General features: G+C 63.6%; 19 protein-coding genes and 1 tRNA gene. 17 read left to right on the forward strand and 3 right to left on the reverse strand.

Annotation, left to right across the window (positions count from 1 at the left end):
* Window positions 1–5 precede the first annotated feature (5 nt).
* Together rnr and ACQY4G_RS12890 are read left to right on the forward strand one after the other, a co-directional pair.
* A complete protein-coding gene (gene rnr / locus ACQY4G_RS12885; RefSeq protein ID WP_425061764.1) occupies window positions 6–2,324 on the forward strand; it encodes a ribonuclease R in 2,319 nt (772 codons plus the stop codon).
* Between the two features lie 50 nt (window positions 2,325–2,374).
* A complete protein-coding gene (locus tag ACQY4G_RS12890; RefSeq protein ID WP_421991414.1) occupies window positions 2,375–2,896 on the forward strand; it encodes a peroxiredoxin-like family protein in 522 nt (173 codons plus the stop codon).
* A gap of 4 nt (window positions 2,897–2,900) precedes the next feature.
* Here ACQY4G_RS12890 and ACQY4G_RS12895 read toward each other — a convergent pair whose 3' ends face one another.
* Window positions 2,901–3,353, reverse strand: coding sequence for a universal stress protein (locus ACQY4G_RS12895; RefSeq protein WP_067689007.1), 453 nt, complete (start codon window positions 3,351–3,353; stop codon window positions 2,901–2,903).
* 132 nt (window positions 3,354–3,485) lie between these two features.
* Between ACQY4G_RS12895 and ACQY4G_RS12900 the strand changes: the two genes are divergently transcribed.
* The 6 genes from ACQY4G_RS12900 to ACQY4G_RS12925 all read left to right on the forward strand — a co-directional run bounded on the left by ACQY4G_RS12900 (window position 3,486) and on the right by ACQY4G_RS12925 (window position 9,278).
* Window positions 3,486–4,793, forward strand: a complete 1,308-nt coding sequence (locus tag ACQY4G_RS12900; protein ID WP_421991416.1) for a pyruvate dehydrogenase complex dihydrolipoamide acetyltransferase — start codon at window positions 3,486–3,488, stop codon at window positions 4,791–4,793.
* Between the two features lie 47 nt (window positions 4,794–4,840).
* The gene (locus tag ACQY4G_RS12905) at window positions 4,841–5,194 is read left to right on the forward strand and encodes a hypothetical protein (RefSeq protein WP_421991418.1); all 354 of its coding nucleotides are present in this window, start codon (window positions 4,841–4,843) and stop codon (window positions 5,192–5,194) included.
* Window positions 5,187–5,564 (forward strand): acyl-CoA thioesterase, encoded by a 378-nt coding sequence (locus ACQY4G_RS12910; protein WP_421991420.1) that lies wholly within the window; start codon window positions 5,187–5,189, stop codon window positions 5,562–5,564. Before ACQY4G_RS12905 ends, ACQY4G_RS12910 begins: the two co-directional genes overlap by 8 nt.
* 171 nt (window positions 5,565–5,735) lie before the next feature.
* The gene (lpdA, locus tag ACQY4G_RS12915) at window positions 5,736–7,151 is read left to right on the forward strand and encodes a dihydrolipoyl dehydrogenase (protein ID WP_421991422.1); all 1,416 of its coding nucleotides are present in this window, start codon (window positions 5,736–5,738) and stop codon (window positions 7,149–7,151) included.
* A 33-nt stretch (window positions 7,152–7,184) separates the two neighbouring features.
* Window positions 7,185–9,044 (forward strand): cation:proton antiporter, encoded by a 1,860-nt coding sequence (locus tag ACQY4G_RS12920; protein WP_421991424.1) that lies wholly within the window; start codon window positions 7,185–7,187, stop codon window positions 9,042–9,044.
* A 48-nt stretch (window positions 9,045–9,092) separates the two neighbouring features.
* Window positions 9,093–9,278 (forward strand): hypothetical protein, encoded by a 186-nt coding sequence (locus ACQY4G_RS12925; RefSeq protein WP_421991426.1) that lies wholly within the window; start codon window positions 9,093–9,095, stop codon window positions 9,276–9,278.
* Window position 9,279: 1 nt separating this feature from the next.
* Here ACQY4G_RS12925 and ACQY4G_RS12930 read toward each other — a convergent pair.
* Window positions 9,280–9,369, reverse strand: a tRNA-Ser gene (locus tag ACQY4G_RS12930).
* 126 nt (window positions 9,370–9,495) lie between these two features.
* Between ACQY4G_RS12930 and ACQY4G_RS12935 the strand changes: the two genes are divergently transcribed.
* Genes ACQY4G_RS12935 through ACQY4G_RS12975 form a run of 9 tightly spaced genes read left to right on the forward strand, consistent with a single transcriptional unit; the run spans window position 9,496 to window position 17,533 of the window.
* Entirely contained in the window at window positions 9,496–10,518 is a 1,023-nt protein-coding gene (locus ACQY4G_RS12935; RefSeq protein WP_421991428.1) for a lytic murein transglycosylase, read from the forward strand.
* Window positions 10,502–11,497 (forward strand): SPOR domain-containing protein, encoded by a 996-nt coding sequence (locus ACQY4G_RS12940; RefSeq protein ID WP_421991430.1) that lies wholly within the window; start codon window positions 10,502–10,504, stop codon window positions 11,495–11,497. The genes ACQY4G_RS12935 and ACQY4G_RS12940 overlap by 17 nt, the downstream gene beginning before the upstream one ends.
* A 46-nt stretch (window positions 11,498–11,543) precedes the next feature.
* Window positions 11,544–12,692, forward strand: a complete 1,149-nt coding sequence (locus ACQY4G_RS12945) for a D-alanyl-D-alanine carboxypeptidase family protein (protein WP_421991432.1) — start codon at window positions 11,544–11,546, stop codon at window positions 12,690–12,692.
* A complete protein-coding gene (tmk, locus tag ACQY4G_RS12950; protein ID WP_421991434.1) occupies window positions 12,689–13,327 on the forward strand; it encodes a dTMP kinase in 639 nt (212 codons plus the stop codon). The genes ACQY4G_RS12945 and tmk overlap by 4 nt, the downstream gene beginning before the upstream one ends.
* Entirely contained in the window at window positions 13,327–14,277 is a 951-nt protein-coding gene (locus tag ACQY4G_RS12955) for a DNA polymerase III subunit delta' (protein WP_421991436.1), read from the forward strand. Before tmk ends, ACQY4G_RS12955 begins: the two co-directional genes overlap by 1 nt.
* Window positions 14,270–15,829: a methionine--tRNA ligase gene (gene metG, locus ACQY4G_RS12960; protein ID WP_421991438.1), complete on the forward strand. Its 1,560-nt coding sequence runs from the start codon at window positions 14,270–14,272 to the stop codon at window positions 15,827–15,829. The genes ACQY4G_RS12955 and metG overlap by 8 nt, the downstream gene beginning before the upstream one ends.
* The gene (locus ACQY4G_RS12965) at window positions 15,829–16,605 is read left to right on the forward strand and encodes a TatD family hydrolase (RefSeq protein ID WP_421991440.1); all 777 of its coding nucleotides are present in this window, start codon (window positions 15,829–15,831) and stop codon (window positions 16,603–16,605) included. The genes metG and ACQY4G_RS12965 overlap by 1 nt, the downstream gene beginning before the upstream one ends.
* The gene (locus tag ACQY4G_RS12970) at window positions 16,602–17,369 is read left to right on the forward strand and encodes an MBL fold metallo-hydrolase (RefSeq protein ID WP_421991442.1); all 768 of its coding nucleotides are present in this window, start codon (window positions 16,602–16,604) and stop codon (window positions 17,367–17,369) included. Before ACQY4G_RS12965 ends, ACQY4G_RS12970 begins: the two co-directional genes overlap by 4 nt.
* A complete protein-coding gene (locus ACQY4G_RS12975; RefSeq protein WP_157075049.1) occupies window positions 17,366–17,533 on the forward strand; it encodes a hypothetical protein in 168 nt (55 codons plus the stop codon). Before ACQY4G_RS12970 ends, ACQY4G_RS12975 begins: the two co-directional genes overlap by 4 nt.
* Before the next feature lie 70 nt (window positions 17,534–17,603).
* Here the strand turns inward: ACQY4G_RS12975 and ACQY4G_RS12980 are convergent, their stop codons facing one another.
* Window positions 17,604–19,286, reverse strand: coding sequence for a BCCT family transporter (locus ACQY4G_RS12980; protein WP_421991444.1), 1,683 nt, complete (start codon window positions 19,284–19,286; stop codon window positions 17,604–17,606).
* Window positions 19,287–19,458 lie beyond the last annotated feature (172 nt).

The following is a 19,458-nucleotide window of genomic DNA, read 5'->3' on the forward strand; positions in this document are numbered from 1 at the left end:
CCCATATGGTGCGAATGACAAAACAGAACAAACATCGGCGGCCCAAGGGACTGCCGAGCAAAGAACAAATTCTCGAATTCATCCAGACCTCCGACACACCCGCCGGCAAACGCGAGATCGCCAAGGCGTTCGGGCTGAAGGGTCAGGAAAAGATCGCGCTGAAAAAGCGCCTCAAGGACATGGCCGAAGAAGGCCTGATCGACGGCAAACGCACCGCCTATCACCGCATGGGCGGCGTGCCCAAGGTCACCGTCCTCAAGATCGTCGCGATCGAGGATGGCGAGCCTGTCGCCGAGCCCGAGAACTGGGCTCCGGACAACAAGGAAAAACCGCCGCGCCTGATGGTGAGGGAAAGCAAGAAGATGGCCGCTCTCAAGCGCGGCGACCGGATTCTTGCGCGCAATGAAGAAACCGAGCGCGGATGGCGCGCGACGCCGATGAAAAAGCTGCCCGCGCGCACTGAAGGGCTGATGGGCGTCGTCGAAAAGGATGGCAGCGGCAATTACTGGCTCGCCCCCGTCGACAAGCGCGTGCGCGACAGTGCGCCCATCGGCGATGTCGGCGAGGCCAAGGAAGGCGAGCTGGTGCTGGCCGAGCGCATGGGCAAATCCGCCCGCTCCAAGGTCAAGGTCGTCGAGGTCATCGGCGACCCGCTTGCACCCAAGGCCTTCAGCCTGATCGCCATCGCCAAGCACGGCATCCCGCACATCTTCCCGCAGGAAACCATCGCCGAGGCGGAGCGGGCGGTCGACCTACCGCTTTCGCCCGACCATCGCGAGGACCTGCGCGACATACCCATCGTCGCGATCGACCCCGCCGATGCCCGCGACCATGACGATGCGATCTGGGCCGAGCCCGATGGGAAGGGCGGCTACCGCGCGATCATCGCCATCGCCGACGTCAGCTATTACGTCCGCCCTGGCGGCGCGCTCGACCGCGAGGCGAGGAAGCGCGGCAATTCGGTCTATTTCCCCGACCGCGTCGTGCCGATGCTGCCCGAACTGCTGAGCGCCGACGTCTGCAGCCTCAAGCAGGACGTCGACCGTGCGGCGATGGCCTGCCACATCCGCATCGACAAGGACGGCAAGGTCAGCGACTGGCGCTTCACCCGCGCGATCGTGCGGCTCGCAAAGAACATCGCCTATGAGGATGCGCAGGCCGCCATCGATGCGGGCGACGCGCCCGAATACCTCCAAAACCTGTGGGGTGCGTGGAAGCTGCTGTTCAAGGCGCGGCAGGCGCGCGATCCGCTCGATCTCGAACTGCCCGAACGGCAGGTACGCCTCAACGACGAGGGTGTGATCGAGGAGATCGCCGTGCGCGAACGGCTCGATGCGCACCGCGTGGTCGAGGATTTCATGATCGCCGCCAACGTCGCCGCGGCGAAGGCGCTCGAGGCCAAGGCCGCGCCCGTCGTCTACCGTGTGCACGAACAGCCGAGCCGCGAAAAGCTGCTCGCCTTCCGTGAATATCTCGCCACGCAGGGCAAGAAATTCGCGCTGGGGCAGGTCATCACGCCGGGCCTGTTCAACCGCATGCTCAAGGACATCGCAGACCCGGCCGAAAAGGCGCTGATTATGGAAGCGGTGCTGCGCAGCCAGACGCAGGCCTATTACGGCCCGGCGAATGCGGGCCACTTCGGCCTCTCGCTCGGCAGCTATGCGCATTTCACCTCGCCGATCCGCCGCTATGCCGACCTGCTGGTCCATCGCGCACTGGTCGATGCCTACAAATTGGAGCAGCCCAAGCCCAAGCTGGACCTACCCGATACCTCGGGCCTATCCGACCGCGACAGGACCGCGCTGCACCAGATCACCGATGCGATCAGCCAGACCGAGCGCCGCGCAATGGAGGCGGAACGCGACACGATCGATCGCTATGTCGCGGCATGGCTCTCGGGCCGCGTGGGCGAGACGTTCGATACGCGCATCACCGGGGTGCAGGGCTTCGGCTTTTTCGCCACGATCGAGAAACTCGGCGGCGACGGGCTGGTCCCGGTCAGCACGCTGGGCCGCGAATATTTCAGCTATGACGAGAAGGCACAGAAGCTGGTCGGCGAAAGCAGCGGAACCGAATATGCCGTGGGCGACCGGCTGAAACTGAAGCTCGCCGAGGCCAATGCGCTGACCGGTGCACTGAAATTCGAAGTGCCCGACAGCGATGGTTCGGGTATCGAGCCGCGCGGCAACCGGGTTCCGGCGAAGAAGCGCAGCCACCAGAAGCGCGGCCCCAAGAAAGGAACCGGCGCCCCGCGCCAGTCACACCCGCAGGGCAAGCGCGGGCGGCCGGGTAACATCCGCCACCAGGGGCGCAAGAAGAAGTAACGGAACGGGGAGGGCGGGCTGCTCATTGGCTGGGTAAAGGAGACAAACCCATGACCCAGCTCATACCCGGCAAGCCCGTCCCCGATCTCGACCTGCCGCTCACCATCGATGCGCGTTTCGAACTGTCCAAGCAATCGCCCGACGCCTTCACCATGCTGGTGTTCTATCGCGGCAAGCACTGCCCGATCTGCAAGAAATATTTGAGCGAACTCGGCAGCAAGCTCGACAAATTTACCGAGAAGGGCATCAACGTGTTCGCCGTATCGATGGACAGCCCCGAGCGCGCCGCCGTCAGCCACGATGAATGGGACACGGGCGATGTGCCGATCGCGCATTCGCTGAGCGAGGAGACGGCCCGCGAATGGGGCCTTTACATCAGTGAAAAGCGCGAGGGCAGCGAGGAACCCGACGTCTTCTCAGAGCCGGGCTTGTTCCTGGTCAAACCCGATGGCACGCTGCATTTCGCGGTAGTCCAGAACGCGCCCTTCACACGGCCCGATCTCGACGACTTGCTCAGCGGTCTGAGCTTTACTTTGGAAAACGACTATCCGACGCGCGGAACGCTGAGCTGAGCGGTCAGGCGAGCGCGTCGATCTGTTCGCGGCTGAGACCGCCGGGGACGAGGTAGAGCGGGCAGGGCAGGTGCCCGGCATGGCCCGCGAAATGCGTCACCAGCGGGCCCGAGCCGCCCTCGGCGCTCGTCGCCAGCACCAGCGCGGCGATATTGCCGTGTTCCTCGATATATTTGCGGATTACGTCGGCGGGCGGACCGGGGCGCACCGCGATGGTGGGCATCTTACCCATTTCGCCGAAGATATTCCCCGCCGCGCTATTGGCCATGACTTCGGCCCGCTCGCGCGCTTCCTGTTCGATCGTCGCCTGCACGCCGCCGAACGCGTTGAAGGTCTGCTGCGGCACCAGCGCGAGGATATGCACCGATCCGCCGGTCTTCTGCGCGCGCAGCGAGGCGAAACGCAGCGCGATCCTCGCCTCCTCGGTCTCGTCCATCACGACAAGGTATGTACGCATAGTGCTCCCCGGCCCCCTTGCGCGCGACCTATCCGGTAATTCGTATTCTGCGCAAGGACCTTGCGGCGCACCGACCTTTTCGCCAGAGGTGCCTTCGAACTCACTCCCCAGCGAGGACGTAACGTCACAACCATGCCCACGCCGATCAAGATGCCCGCCCTGTCGCCCACCATGGAGGAGGGCACGCTCGCCAAATGGCTGGTGAAGCCGGGGGACACGGTCGAAGCCGGCGACATCATGGCCGAGATCGAGACCGACAAGGCGACGATGGAATTCGAAGCCGTGGACGAAGGCACGATCGCCGCGATCCAGGTCGAGGAAGGCACCGAGGGCGTGAAGGTCGGCACGGTCATCGCCATGCTCGCCGAAGTGGGTGAGGATCTGGAGGAGGCGGCCGCGGCGGCGCCTTCCAAGGATGCGCAATCCGATGCCGACCGGTCCCCAGCGGAGGCTGGGGCCTCAAACGATGACGCGCAACCGAAGGAGGCCCCTGCCTCCGCAGGGGCTCGGAAAGAGACGGCTCCCAAACCCTCGGGCGACCGCATCATCGCCTCGCCGCTGGCCAAGCGCATTGCCGAGCAGAAGGGTCTCGACCTGTCCTCGATCGAGGGCAGCGGTCCCAACGGCCGCATCGTCAAAGCGGATGTCGAAAGCGCCGGAACCCCAGCAAAGGCTGGGGCCTCCAGCAGCCAGGCGAAACCGGCCGAGGCCCCTGCCTCCGCAGGGGATCGGGTCCAAAGCGATCTCGACGCGCCCTACGAAGCGACCAAGCTCAACAATGTCCGCAAGGTCATCGCCAAGCGCCTGACCGAAGCGAAGCAGACCATCCCGCACATCTACCTTACCGTGGACGTGCGGCTCGATGCGCTGCTCGACCTGCGCAAGCAATTGAACGCTTCGCTCGAGGCGGACGGCATAAAGCTCTCGGTCAACGATCTGCTCATCAAGGCGCTGGCCCGCGCGCTCCAGCGTGTGCCTGCCTGCAATGTCAGCTTCCAGGGCGACGAGCTGTTCCAGTATACCCGCGAAGATATCTCGGTCGCGGTGGCCGCGCCTTCGGGCCTGATCACGCCGATCATCCGCGATGCAGGCCGCAAGGGCCTCGCGCAGATCAGCACCGAGATGAAAGAGCTTGCGGGCAAGGCGCGCGACGGCAAGCTGCAGCCGCATGAATTCCAGGGCGGCACCGCCTCGCTCTCCAACCTCGGCATGTTCGGCACCAAGCAGTTCGACGCAGTGATCAACCCGCCGCAGGCGATGATCCTCGCGGTCGGCGCGGGCGAGCAGCGCCCGCATGTAATCGACGGCGCATTAGGTGTCGCCACGGTGATGAGTGCCACCGGCAGCTTCGACCACCGCGCCATCGACGGCGCCGACGGCGCACAGCTGATGGAAGCCTTCCAGCAGCTGGTCGAAAACCCGATGGGGCTGGTGGTCTAGGAATGCGGGAATTTGTCGCCGTTGCCGGGGGCACGTGGGCTGCGTCCTTGATTCTCTATCCTTTGCATCGGCTCATTATGGGTGGTCCATTTGAAACGGCAGAGTGGCTCTACGGCGCTCTTGGCTCATTGATCATAATTCCAATTTCAATCGCTGTCGTTGGGATCCCCCTTGTTGCGCTGTCTAAGAGGATCGAGTTGCTGAGCAGTGACCGCAACTTTACAGTTCTCTCCGCCATTGCAGGCACTTTGACAATGTTCCTGCTTGTTATCGCAATGTATGGCGAGGGCTTCTCGCAGGCTCCTAAGTCTTTCGCGATTTGGGTGACAATCTCAGCTGTTTTAGGCGCGGTAGCTGCAGCTATTTGGCGGTATCTCAAGCGGGAAAGCCTTAGTGCCTGACCGCTCCCCCCTCATCCGCGTCACGGCCATGCCGACCGACCTCAACCCCTATGGCGGGGTGTTCGGCGGGTGGCTGATGAGCCAGATGGCGCTCGGCGCCGGTTCACTCGCCAGTCGCCACGGCAAGGGCAAGGCGGTGGTCGTTTCGGCAAGTGATTTCGCCTTCCCCGGCGCGATGCAGGTGGGCGACGAGCTCTCCGTCTATTGCGACATCGCCGCGACGGGCAACACCTCGCTCACCATCACCGCCGAAGCCATCGCTCGCGAGCGCAATGGCGAGGCCGAGACCAAGGTGGCAGAGGGCAGGTTCAAATTCGTCCTGCTCGACGAGAACGACCGTCCGCGCGCGATTTCGGAGCGGTGGGCATGAACGCTGTCCTACAGTGCGCCGATCGTGCCAGGGTGCCTGCATGATCTCTCGGCTGCGCCATGAACCCTGCACCCATCGAACCCCAGATTCCGCATCTGCGACCCCAGGCTTTTTTGCGCTTGGACCGTGTAACAGGTGTAACATCATTCAGGCTTGAAAGGCTTAATCTGAATGGCTGATACTCAATACGACGTCATCGTTCTCGGCTCCGGACCCGGCGGCTATGTTGCGGCGATCCGCTGCGCGCAGCTGGGCCTGAAGACCGCCATCGTCGAACGCGAGCTGCTCGGCGGCATCTGCCTCAACTGGGGCTGCATCCCGACCAAGGCGCTGCTGCGTTCGGCCGAGATCCTGCACTACGCGCAGCATGCGAGCGATTACGGGCTGAAGATCGCCGGCAAGATCGAGGTCGACCTCGAAGCCGTGGTGAAGCGCAGCCGCGGGGTGGCCAAGCAGCTGAATCGCGGCGTCACCGGGCTGATGAAGAAGAACAAGATCGCGGTGCATATGGGCGAGGGCACGTTGACCGGCCCCACCAGCCTCACCGTGAAGGGCGAGAAGGGCGAAGAGAAGCTCAGCGCCAAGCACGTGATCGTCGCCACCGGCGCACGCGCGCGCGACCTGCCGTTTGCCCCTGCCGACGGCAAGCGCGTGTGGACGTATCGTCACGCCATGACCCCGCCCGAAATGCCCAAGAAGCTCCTCGTCATCGGATCGGGTGCGATCGGGATCGAGTTCGCCAGCTTCTACAACGACATGGGCTGCGAGGTGACCGTGGTCGAAATGCTCGACCGGATCGTGCCGGTGGAAGACAAGGACGTCTCCGCCTTCCTCGAGAAGAGCCTGACCAAGCAGGGCATGTCGATCATGACCGGCGCCGGGGTCGAGGACCTCAAGGTTTCCGACAAGGGCGTGAAGGCCAAGATCAAGGACAAGGACGGCAAGACAAGCGAAACCGAGTTCACGCACTGCATCGTGGCCATCGGCATCGTGCCCAACACCGAGAACATCGGGCTCGACAAGCTGGCAGAAATGGATCGCGGCTTCATCCAGATCGACGATTACGGCCGCACCAAGTCGAAGGGCCTGTGGGCCATCGGCGACTGCACGCCCGGCCCCTGGCTGGCGCACAAGGCCAGCCACGAGGGCGTCACCTGCGCCGAAGCCATCGCGCAGGAGCTGGGCAACAAGGACGTTCATCCGCACCCGCTCGACCGCAACAACATTCCCGGATGCACCTATTGCCACCCGCAGATCGCCAGCGTCGGAATGACCGAGGCCAAGGCGAAGGAAGCGGGTTACGAGGTCAAGGCGGGCAGCTTCCCCTTCATCGGCAATGGCAAGGCCATCGCGCTGGGCGAGGCGGAAGGCCTGTGCAAGACCGTGTTCGATGCGAAGACCGGCGAACTGCTCGGCGCGCATATGGTGGGCGCGGAAGTGACCGAAATGATCCAGGGCTTCGTCGTCGGCAAGACGCTTGAGACGACCGAGGCGGAGCTGATGCAATCCATCTTCCCGCACCCGACGATCAGCGAATCGATGCACGAAAGCGTGCTTGCGAGCTACGGGCGCGCGCTGCATATCTGACGGGGCGAGGTCGAGGGGGAGGGTGCGACAAGAGTGACGAGCTTCCTGATCCTCGCCTTCATGATCCTCGTCGCCGGCGTGCTGGCGGTGCCGCTGGCGAGCCGGTTCGGGCTCGGTTCGGTGCTCGGCTACCTGCTGGCAGGCATGGCGATCAGCCCGCTGCTTGCGCGGTTCGATGTCGATGTCGAGGCGCTGCAGGTTTTCGCCGAGTTCGGCGTGGTGATGATGCTGTTCATCATCGGTCTCGAGATGGAACCTAGGCGGTTGTGGGCGATGCGCGGCAAGCTGGCCGGGCTGGGCGGCGGACAGGTGCTGCTGACCACACTGATCATCACCGGGATTGCGCTGATCGACAGCCAGCCCTGGCAGACCGCGCTGGCGATCGGGATGGTGCTGGCGCTCAGCTCGACCGCGATCATCGTCCAGACACTGACCGAGAAAGGGCTGCTTAGGACCGAGGGCGGAGAAGCCAGCTTCTCGGTGCTGCTGGTGCAGGATGTGGCGGTCATCCCGATCCTCGCGCTGCTGCCGCTGCTTGCCGTGCCGGAGCTTGCCGGCGCTGCTGCGGCGTATGGCGGGGGCGGCGCGCATGGCGGTATCGACCTCACCGCGCATATGCCGGGATGGCTGGCCGGCGTGACGCGGATCGGCGCGGTCGCCGCAGTGATCGCCATCGGCATCTACGCAATCCGTCCGCTGTTCCGCTATATCGCCAAGGCGAACCTGCGCGAGCTGTTTACCGCCGCGGCGCTGCTGGTGGTGATCGGGATCGCGCTGCTGATGTCGCTCGTGGGGCTATCGCCCGCGCTCGGCGCTTTCGTGGCGGGCGTGGTGCTCGCAACCAGCGAATACCGCCACGAACTCGAAAGCGACATCAACCCGTTCAAGGGCCTGCTGCTCGGGCTGTTCTTCATCACGGTCGGCGCGGGAATCGACTTCGTGCTGGCCAGCACCATCTGGCAATCGGTGGTCTTCTGGGCGGCCGTGACGATCGCGGCCAAGATGGCGGTGCTGCTGGTCGTCGGCTGGCTCTACGGCCTGCGCCGCCAGGCCTTGTGGCTGTTCTGCCTGAGCCTGCCCCAGGCGGGCGAATTCGCCTTCGTGCTGATCGCCTTCGGCGTCGCCAACGCCGTGTTCGACCAGGCCTTTGCCGACCAGTTGCTGCTGGTGGTGGCGCTGACCATGCTCGTCACCCCGCTGCTGTTCATCCTCTACGACAAGCTGATCGCGCATGCCTACTGCACCGGCCAGGCGCCCGACGAGGCCGACCCGATCGAGGAGGAGAACCCGATCATCATCGCCGGGCGGGGGCGGGTCGGCGGGATAGTCGATCGCATGCTCGACGCCGCAGGGCACCGCGCAACCGTGATCGACTACAACAGCCAGCATCTGGAAAACCTCAAGAAGTTCGGCATCACCACCTATTACGGCGATGCAACGCGGCCCGACCTGCTGGCGAGCGCCGGGATCGAGCGTGCGCGGATCCTCGTCGTCGCGCTCGACGAGCGCGAGCAGATCGACAAGCTCGTGCGCTATGCCTGCGACAACTTCCCCAAGCTCCACGTCGTCGCCCGCGCCAAGGACCGCGACCATGTCTACCACCTGTGGGCAATGGGCTGCCGCGACATCATCCGCGAGACCTACGACAGCGCCTTGCGAATGGGCCGTTCGGTCTACGAGGCATTGGGGCACGACCGGCAGGCCGCGATCGCGATGGCCGACGCCTTCGAGGAGATGGACCGCACATCGATGCGCGAAGTCGCCGATGCCTATCGGCTCGACATCCCGCCCTATGAGAACGAGGAACTGCTCGCCAAGATCAGGGAATTGAAGGCCGAGTGGGATCCCAAGCTGCGCGATGCAATGGACGAGATCGCGCAGCGCGGCCGCTGATGTGCAACCGCTTGCCGGCTCGGGCGTTGGTGCTGAAAGGAGATACCAATGAGAAACCCTGACAGGCCCCGGCAGCAGGGCGAGAAGGACGCCGGCGCAGAATCCGGCGACAGCGCGATCATCAAGGATCACCGGGCGCTGAAGAACCAGTCGGCGGTCGATCCCGCGGACTATCCGAAGAAGGACCGTCAGGCGCAGTCGCTGATTCGCAAATCCGGGGAAGAGAAGGAGTAGCTGGCGGACAGGGTGGGATTCGAACCCACGAAGGGCTTGCACCCTTGCCGGTTTTCAAGACCGGTGCATTCAACCGCTCTGCCACCTGTCCGCGAGCGCGCCCTCGCTAGTCACATCGGCGAAGATTGTCACGTCCCTTGCGGGAACATCGACAAGAGGTTCTTGGTATTCGGTAAATGACACTTGCCGTTAAGCTTCGCTCTGCGACAATCGCCGCATGATTTCACGCCGCTTGCTCGCCGCCCTCGGGGCGCTCGCCCTCTCTCTCCCCGCAATGCCGGCACAGGCGCAGGGCAGCCTGAGTTTCGATGCCTATCTCCAGTTGCTCATCGCTCGGGCCCGCGCCGAGGGCGTCAGCGAGACCACGTTGCAGCGCATGACCGCCGGGCTGGAACCGAACTACCGCGTGATCGAACTCGATCGCGGCCAGCCCGGAGCCCCGACGCGCGCGGGCTATCCAGCGCTAGCTCCCTATATCGCACGGCATGTCGATGCGGCGCGTATCCGGGGAGGGCGCGATGCGCATGCAAGCTGGTCGCGCACCCTTCGCGCGATCGAGCGCGAATACGGCGTGCCGAGCGAAATCCTCGTCGCGATCTGGGGGCACGAGACCGCCTATGGCGCGGTAAAGGGCGGGTTCGACCTGTCTCAGGCGCTGGCCACGCTGGCCTGGGAGGGGCGGCGGCGCGATCTGTTCGCGGGCGAATGGGTCGCGCTGATGAAGGTCGCCGATAAAGGCTATTCCAGAAGCGAGTTGAAAGGCAGCTGGGCGGGCGCCTTCGGCAATCCGCAATTCCTTCCCTCCGTCTATCTGCGCCTCGCGGCCGACGGGAATGGCGATGGCCGCGCCGATATCATGAACAACGGGGCCGACGCCCTGGCATCGATCGCCAACTATTTTCGCGACTCGGGCTGGCGGACAGGGCAGCCATGGGGGGTGGGCGCCTACGTTCCCTCCGGCTTCGACGTCTCGGCCTATCGAACCCGGCTGGTCGCGCCGGTCTGTTCGCGCGTTCATGGGCGCCACAGCGTCTACAAGACCGTGCGCGAATGGCGCGATCTGGGCGTGCAGCCCCAGCGCGCGATCGACGACGATGTGTTGGTGACTCTCTTCCAGCCCGATGGGCCGGGGACATCGGCGTGGTTGTTAACCTCGAATTATCGGGTCATCCTCGAATACAACTGCTCTAATTATTACGCGATGAGTGTGGGGCTGCTGGCCGATGAGATTGCCGAATAGGATCGTTTTCGCTGCATTGGCGGGACTTGGCGCGATCGGTCTCGGCGCATGCGCGAGCACTGCGCAGACGGCGCCGGCACCGGCGACACGCTCCATCGAGAACGGTCCGGCAGCGGATTACCCGATCGTCCTCGGCGATCCGTTTACCATCGATGGCGTGACCTACACGCCGGTCGATACGCTCAATTACGACCAGGTCGGCTACGTGACGGGCGACGAGCCCGGAGCGATGGGCGTGACCGGCGCGCATCGCACGCTCCCCTTGCCGAGCTATGTCGAGGTTACCGCGCTCGATACGGGACGGACCATCCTCGTGCGGCTCGAACGGCGCGGTCCGATGACCAACGACCGGCTGCTGGCCCTGTCGAGCGCGGCGCTGACACAGCTTCGCGTGGGCGAGGGTGCCCCCATCCGAATGCGCCGAGTCAATCCGCCAGAGGAACACCGGGCAGACCTGCGCGCGGGGCGTGAGGCGCCGCTGCGCATGGATACGCCCACGGGCCTGCTCGAAGTCCTCAAACGGCGCCTGCCCGCACGCGGTTCGGCTCCGTTAGGCGATCCCCGCCAGACACAGGTCAGCGGGGTCGTGCCAACGCCCGGCACCATCGCCACACTCGATCCCGACGAGGAGGCCGCCGTGACTGCTGCCGCACCAGACGATGTGAACGAGCAACCTGCCGCCCCCGCGCCTGAGGTCTTACGCCCGCAATTGCCGATGGCGGTCGATGGCGGTCCGGCGCGTGCACCCGTGATGGTTCCGACCGACCCGGATGGCCGGTTTGCCATCCAGCTTGGAGCCTTCGCCATACGTGGGAATGCCGATCGCCTGGCCCGCGAAGTTCAGGGCTATGTCGAAACCAGCGGCAGTCTCGCGCTGGTGAGAGTCGGACCATTCGCAACCCGTGGACAGGCCGAGCAGGCGCTCGCCAAGCTCCGCGAGCGCGGTTATAGCGACGCCCTGATCCGATTAATCGACTGATACGCCGCGGCTCTCGCCCGGCACGGGAGCACACTTGCGTTACTGCGTGAAATCGTTAGCTGCCCTCGCAACGGCAATGCTCGCGGCGCCGGTGGGTGCCCAGAAATCGCCTGCACCAGCGGTTCCGAACGAAAACGATGCACCGATCGCCTACCTGCTCGATGCATCGAGCGGTCAGGCCCTGTTCGAACGCGATATCGACCGGCGTTTCATGCCCGCCTCGATCACCAAGGTGATGACGACATTCCTCACTTTCGAATGGATGGAGGAGGGGAGGATTTTTCCCGAACAGGTCTACGGCATCAGGCCGGAAACCTTCCGGCAATGGAGCCGCAAGGGATCGACCATGTTCCTCCCTGCCGATGCGCGGGTCACGGTGGATGACCTGATACACGGTGTAACGACAGTATCGGCCAATGACGGCGCAATCGTCCTAGCCGAAGGGGCGGCCGGATCGGTCGAGGACTGGGTCGCGGCAATGAATGCAAAGGCCAGTGAAATCGGGATGGCGAACAGCCATTTCGGCAATCCCAATGGCTGGATGGACGAGGGCAGGACCTTCGTGACCGCGCGCGACCTGGGCACTCTGGCTCAGGCCATGGTGACGCGTCATCCGTCCAAATATCGCCATTTCGTCGGCGCCAGCGAACTGAAATACAACGGAATCGCGCAGCGCAACCACGATCCGATTTCGGGCGTGGTGCGCGGCGCCGACGGCATCAAGACCGGTTACACCAACCAGGCTGGCTTCGGTTTCCTGGGATCGGCGCAACGCGACGGCAGGCGACTGATTATGGTTGTTGCGGGAAGCCCCGGAAGTCGCGAACGCGCGCACGCTTCGCGATCCTTGATCGAATGGGGTTATCAGGCGTTCGAGGGCAAGACCCTCTTCGCCCCCGAGGCACGGATCGCGAGCGCCCGCGTGCAGGGCGGCGGCGCTCCCGAGGTGGGGCTCGAGGCGCCGAGCGGCGTGCGGATTTCCATACCCAAAGGGACCGATCCCGAGGTCGCCCTTTCGCTGCGGTACGAAGGCCCGTTGCGGGCGCCCATCGCCCAGGGTGAGCAGGTGGCCGAGCTGGTCGTCACGATCGCCGGGATGCCCGAACACCGCGTACCGCTGGTGGCGAGCGAGGAAGTGCTCGATGCGACGATGCTCCAGCGCGTGTTCAACGCTTTCCGGAGTTGGATTACGTGAGCCGCGGTCGTTTCATCGCGTTCGAGGGCGGCGAGGGCATGGGCAAATCGACACAGGCCCGCCTGCTTGCCGAACACCTGCGCGAGCGCGGCCTGACGGTCGAGCAGACGCGCGAGCCGGGCGGCACGCCGGGTGCCGAGGCAATCCGCGAGCTTCTCTTGGCACCGCCGGGCGAGGGATGGACATTGGAGGCAGAGGCATTGCTCTTCGCCGCAGCGCGCGCCGACCACGTGGCGCGCAAGATCCGTCCGGCGCTCGATCGCGGGACCTGGGTGATTTGCGACCGCTTTCTCGATTCGAGCCGCGCCTACCAAGGCGTTGCGGGAGGTCTCGGCGATGACGCGGTAAGAGCACTGCATGAATTCGGAAGCGCCGGTCTGCTGCCCGACCTTACCATCGTGATCGACGTGCCGACCGCCGATGTCGCCGACCGCCTCGCTGCGCGGGATGGCGCCACCAGCGATGCCATCGGCGGGCGGACAGCCGACTATCATACCGCGGTTAATGCGGCTTTCCTCGACTTTGCGCGTGCGGAACCGGATCAGTTCGCGGTTGTCGATGGCAGCGGCTCGGTCGAAGAGGTGCACCAACGGGTTCTCGAAACGGTTGGCTACCGCCTGGCGGGGACCGGGTGATGTTGCTCGGGCACGATGAAGCATGGCGTGAATGGCGCAAGGCGATGGCCGGTGAGCGGATGCACCATGCATGGCTGCTCGCCGGGCGGCGCGGCGTGGGCAAGGGCAGCTTCGCGCTCTCCGCGGCACGCGAACTCGTGGGCGCGGCGGATGGGGAGGGGGCGCACCATCCCGATATCCACACGCTCACCTATGCGCCCAAGGACGACAAGGAAGAGCGGAAGCGCGCCGACGGCAAACCCTTCGAGCTGGCGCGCAGCATCCGCATCGCGCAAATCCGCGCGATGCAGTCCCGCCTCGGCACGCGTCCGACAATGGGAGAGCGGCGCGCGATCATCATCGATCCGGCAGACGACCTCGAACGCAACGCGGCCAATGCCCTGCTCAAGAGCCTCGAGGAACCGCCGGTCGGGACCTATTTTCTGCTGGTCGCGCACAGTCCCGCACGGCTCCTGCCGACAATCCGTTCGCGCTGCCGCGTGCTGCGGTTCCCGACCATTCCCGATTCCGAGATGGACCGGCTGCTGCGCGACCTTTCGCCCCAGGCCGACGATCCAACCCGCGCGGCCGCCATTGCCGCTGCCGCCGGATCGCCGGGCGCCGCGCTGCAATTCGTCGACATGGAGCTGGGCAAGGTCGCGCAGGCGATGCGCGATATTCTCGAGCGCGGCGATGCGGATTTTCGGTTGCGCGGCACGCTTGCCGGACTGATCGGCGCGCGGCCCGATCGCGATCGCATCCGCGCGGTGCTCGAACTCGCGCGTTCGGTGATCGCTCAACGTCTGGACGGCCCGATAGCCGACCCGCGGCCGGTTATCGACACGCATGGTGAACTCGTCCGGCTCACGGGCGAGCAGCCGACCTATAATTTCGATGCCGGACTGCTCGCAATGGAAATCGGTACCTTGCTCGCGAAGGCGGCTGCGGCTAGCGAGCGGGCCGATGGCTGAACCCTATTACCTTACCACCGCGATCCACTATCCCAACGGCAAGCCGCATATCGGCCATGCCTATGAGACGATCGCGGCCGACGTAATCGCCCGCTTCCAGCGCCTGCGTGGACGTGAAGTGCGTTTCCAGACCGGCACCGACGAGCATGGTTTGAAAATGGCCCAGAAGGCGCGCGAACTGGGCAAGACCCCGCGTGAGCTGGCGGATGAAATGTCCGGCCATTTCAGGGAGCTGTTCGATGTCTTGAACATCTCCTACGATCGGTTCATCCGTACTACCGATGCCGACCACCATCGCGCCAGCCAGGCCATCTGGCAGGCGATGGAGGCGAAAGGCGACCTCTATCTCGACCGCTACGAAGGCTGGTACTCGGTCCGGGACGAGGCCTATTATGACGAGAAAGAACTCGTCGAAGGCGAGGGGGGCGAAAAGCTCTCGCCCCAAGGCACGCCGGTCGAATGGACCGAAGAAGAAACATGGTTCTTCCGCCTTTCCCAATATGCCGAACCGCTGCTCGAATTGCTCAACACACCGGGTTTCCTCGAACCGGCAAGCCGCCGCAACGAGATGATCGCCTTTGTCGAGCGCGGGCTGCAGGACCTCTCCGTCAGCCGCACAAGTTTCGACTGGGGCGTGAAGGTGCCCAATAGCGACGACCACGTAATGTACGTCTGGGTCGATGCGCTGACCAACTACATTACCGGCGTAGGCTACCCCGATGGCGGCGAGTTGTGGGACAAATTCTGGCCCGCCGACCTCCACCTGATCGGCAAGGACATCGTCCGCTTCCACACGATCTACTGGCCCGCATTCCTGATGAGTGCGGACCTGCCCTTGCCGAAAAAGGTCTTCGGACACGGCTTCCTGCTCAACCGCGGAGTCAAGGAATCGAAATCGGCCGGCAATGTGACCGATCCGATGGAACTGGCCGACAAATTCGGCGTCGACGCGTTGCGCTATTTCCTGATGGCCGAGGTTACCTTCGGACAAGATGGAAGCTATTCGGCGGAAGCGCTTGTAAATAAGGTCAATTCAGAGCTTGCGAACAGCTTCGGAAACCTCGCGCAGCGCACGCTTTCGATGATCGCCAAGAACATGAACGGCAAGCTCGAGACCTTCGAGCCGGAGGGTGACGACAAGGCGCTGCTCGCCAAGGTAGGCGAAGCGTGCGCCGAAACCTTGCCGCGCCAATTCGATCAGTTCGCCTTTTCGGTCGGGATCGAAGCCTGGCTCAAGGCCGTTTACGCCTGCAATGCCTATGTCGACGAGCAGGCGCCCTGGGCGCTCAAGAAAGCCGATCCGGAGCGCATGAAGGCCGTGCTGCAGACACTTTTCATCGCCATTCGCGACCTCGCCATCGCGATCCAGCCCGTGGTGCCGGAGAAAGCCGCTGCGGTGCTCGACCAACTCGGTGTCGATGCAGATCGTCGCAGCTACGCCGATCTCGCCGATGCCGGGTGGTTCCACGCTCTCGTTTCCGCCGGGCACGCGATCGCCAAACCCACCCCTGTCTTCCCGCGTCTCGAGTTACTGGCCGAGGAGCCGGCCTGATGCTGGTCGACAGCCATTGCCACCTCGAATACGAAGGCCTGGTCGATGACCAAGCCGGTGTGCTCGATCGCGCACGGGACGCGGGTGTTCAGACTTTCCTCAATATCTCGACCAAGCGGGCGGAGTGGGGTCAGGTCGTCGGCACGGCGCAGGCCAAGCCCGATGTCTTCGCCAGCGTCGGGATCCACCCGCACCATGCGGACCAGCATCTCGACCTGACCCGCGAAGAATTGCTCGAGGCGACCCGCGATACCAAGGTCGTCGGTATTGGCGAAACTGGCCTCGACTATTTTTACGACCATTCGGACCGCGAGGCGCAGCAGAGGCTTTTCCGCCTCCACATCGATGTGGCGCGTGAGGTTCAGCTACCCGTGATCATCCACACGCGCGATGCGGAAGAGGACACGCTGGCAATACTAGAGGATGAATTGGGGAAGGGGGCCTTCCCCGCGCTGATCCACTGTTTCACCGCCTCGGCCGAGTTCGGCGAGCGTGTGCTCGACCTCGGCCTATCGGTTTCTATCTCGGGCATCGTCACCTTCAAGAACGCGAAGGACTTGCAGCATTTTGCCAAGGGCGTGCCCGAGGACCGGTTGCTGGTCGAAACCGACAGCCCGTTCCTCGCGCCCGTCCCGCATCGCGGCAAGACGTGCGAGCCAGGTTACGTGCGTGACACGGCGCAGTTCCTCGCCGATCTGCGCTCCGAAAGCCTCGACGAGTTGGCAGGCTACACCACACGAAACTTCTACACGCTGTTCAACAAGGCGACCGCATGAAGCTGCTGATGCTCGGCTCGGGCACCTCTACCGGGGTGCCGCGGATCGGCAATGACTGGGGCGAATGCGATCCCCGCGAACCGCGCAATCGCCGCTCGCGTGTGTCGATCATCGTCGAGAACGACACGGGCCAGAAGATACTGGTCGACACCTCGACCGATCTGCGCGCTCAATTGTTGGCCAATCGGATCGAAAAAGTCGACGCGGTTTTCTGGACGCACGACCATGCGGACCATTGCCACGGCATCGATGATCTGCGCGTCATGCGCTATGATCGCAGCAACCCATTGCCCGGATTTGCCAGCAAGGTCACCTGCGAGCGGCTGCGCCGGCGTTTCGACTACGTCTTCGAGGGCCAGTTCGGCTATCCTACAATCGTCGGGCTCAAGGATATCGCGAGCGTTCAATTGGTTGCGGGTTTCTCCTTCGACCATGTCGAGATGCCGCACGGGCCGGTGACCAGTACCGGTTTCCGTTTCGAAGCGGATGGCAAGTCGATTGTCTACGCTACCGACTTCAGCGAGATAACGCCCGCCATGGTCCGCTGCTTCGAACGCGCCGACATACTCGTTGTGGACTGCCTTCGCAGGCGACCGCATCCCACACATGCCAATCTCGACATGGCCCTTGAGCTGGCGCGCAAGGCCAAGGTTCGCAGGACGGTACTAACGCATATGGACAAAAGCATGGATTATCGCAGCCTATGCGCCGAGGTCCCCGATCACGTCACGGTCGGGTATGACGGACTGGAGATGGTGGCATGAACGAGTATCAGATCGTTTCCCTGGTCTCGCTGGTCGGCTTCTTGATCTTCATCGCGTCGGGTTTTCGTTCGCACAATGTGGGATGGAAGAAAGGCTTCTTCATGGCGGGCGCGTGGGCAGGCATCTTCGCAATCGTGATCCTGTTCATCGATATGGTGCGCTAATCGCACTTTGGGCGTCGATTGGATCGCATGGCGATGAAGCACTGGCGTAGAGAATACGCCGAGAATTCCGTTACTTCTGGACTTCCATATCCGCGCAGCCATCCGCAGTAGTCGGGACGCCATGACGCTTGCGGCGAATGTCGAAGGCAACCGCCTTCAAGATCGAGACCCCCATCAAGGCCACGACGAAACTGAACGGCAAGGCTCCGATGATCATGGTGATGCGGATCGCATCGATTCCGCCGAGGATCAGCATGCTGCCCACGATGAAGGCCAGCGCCGCGCCCCAGAACAGGATGTGAAAGCGGCGAGCGCCTTCGGTATCTCCCGCCCCGTTGATCGTGTTGACGATCAGGATTGCGCTGTCGGTCGAAGTGATGAGGTAGGTCATCAGTAGGACAACGACGAGGCCCGAAACGATCGCGGCGATCGCAGGATCAAGTAGCACGGCAAGCGTGGCGTAGAGCTGGTCGGAAATGCCGGTATCGACGATTCTGCCTTGCGCGGCTCCGCTGAGTTCGAGATCGATCGCGGTGCCGCCGACGATGGTCATCCACACGAAACACATGAGCGAGGGCACTAGGATCACGCCCAGAACATATTCACGGATCGTCCGGCCACGCGAGATGCGCGCGATGAACATGCCGACAAAGGGTGCAAAAGCGATCCACCAGGCCCAGTAGAAGACCGTCCAGTCGAGCTGCCATTGCACCAGCGCAGCGCCGAATGCGCCGCCGGGCTCGAACAAAGTGAGCGAATTCGGCACGAGCGTGCGCAGGTAATCCCACAGGCCTACACCCAGCAGCCGGAGGCCGAAGAAGCCCGAGCCCGCGATGGCGAACAGGGCCAAGAGCGCGAACGACAGGCCCATATTGAGGTTCGACAGCCACTTGATTCCTCGGCCCACGCCCGACAGAGCGCTGAGGGTCGAGGCACCGATGAGGACTACCAGGGCCACGATGATCGCCATGGCCGAAGATGAACCGTCGGGCTCGAGCAGCCAGTCGCCAAGCCCGAGGCGAGAGAGGCCGGCCACGAATTGCTCTACGCCGAGACCCATGGTCACGGCCACTCCGAGAATGGTCGCGACGACCGCGACGATATCGATCAGGTGACCCCATCTGCCCGACAAATGCAGACCGAACAGCGGTGCAAGCGCCGAGCGAACCGTGAGCGGCAGGTTGCGACGATAGGCGACATAGCCAATCGCCAGGCCGACCAGCGCGTAGGTTGCCCAAGCGGCGAACCCCCAGTGCAGGAATGTAAAGGTATAGGCAGAGCGTACCGCCTCTGCCGATCGCGTCTCGATCGAGCCGCGGATGATTTCTGGATTGTCCGTGAAATGCGCCAGCGGTTCGCCGGTCGAATAGGTTAGCAATCCAATACCTATGCCGGCTCCGAACAGCATCGCGAACCAGGAAAAACGCCCGAATTCCGGCTTCTCGCCCGGATTGCCGATGCGCAGGTTACCAGACTGGGGCACGAGGGCCAGCATGAAACAGGTGAACATGAGGAAAGCGACGAGATAGACGTACCAGCCCGCGAAGGAGGCGATGATGTTCGAATTGGCGGCGGTCAGGGTCTCGCTTGCACTGACCGGGAAAAAGATCGCCCACATTATCAGCAGTGAAACGATCACCTTGGATGGGATCGTTACCGCCCGGCTGAAGCCATCGTAGAAACCGCGGTCATGCGTTTCGATCGGAAGTTCGACCAGGGGTGGCGCAACCGGAGTGTCGCTTCGGGCTGTCATCGGGGAGAATTTCCTCTTGGATTGTGGGTGCCGTCTTTGGCGCTGTTGCAATTCGCATGGCGGCGCGAGTTTTGCGATAGCTAGTCAGCATAGAAAGCGAGATTGGCAATGCAAATGACGCGGTTCACGGCGGAAATTTGATGGGGCCGACGCCAATCAGCCGGCCTCCTGC

This window comes from Qipengyuania sp., from assembly GCF_965277845.1.
Classification (GTDB): Bacteria; Pseudomonadota; Alphaproteobacteria; order Sphingomonadales; family Sphingomonadaceae; genus Qipengyuania.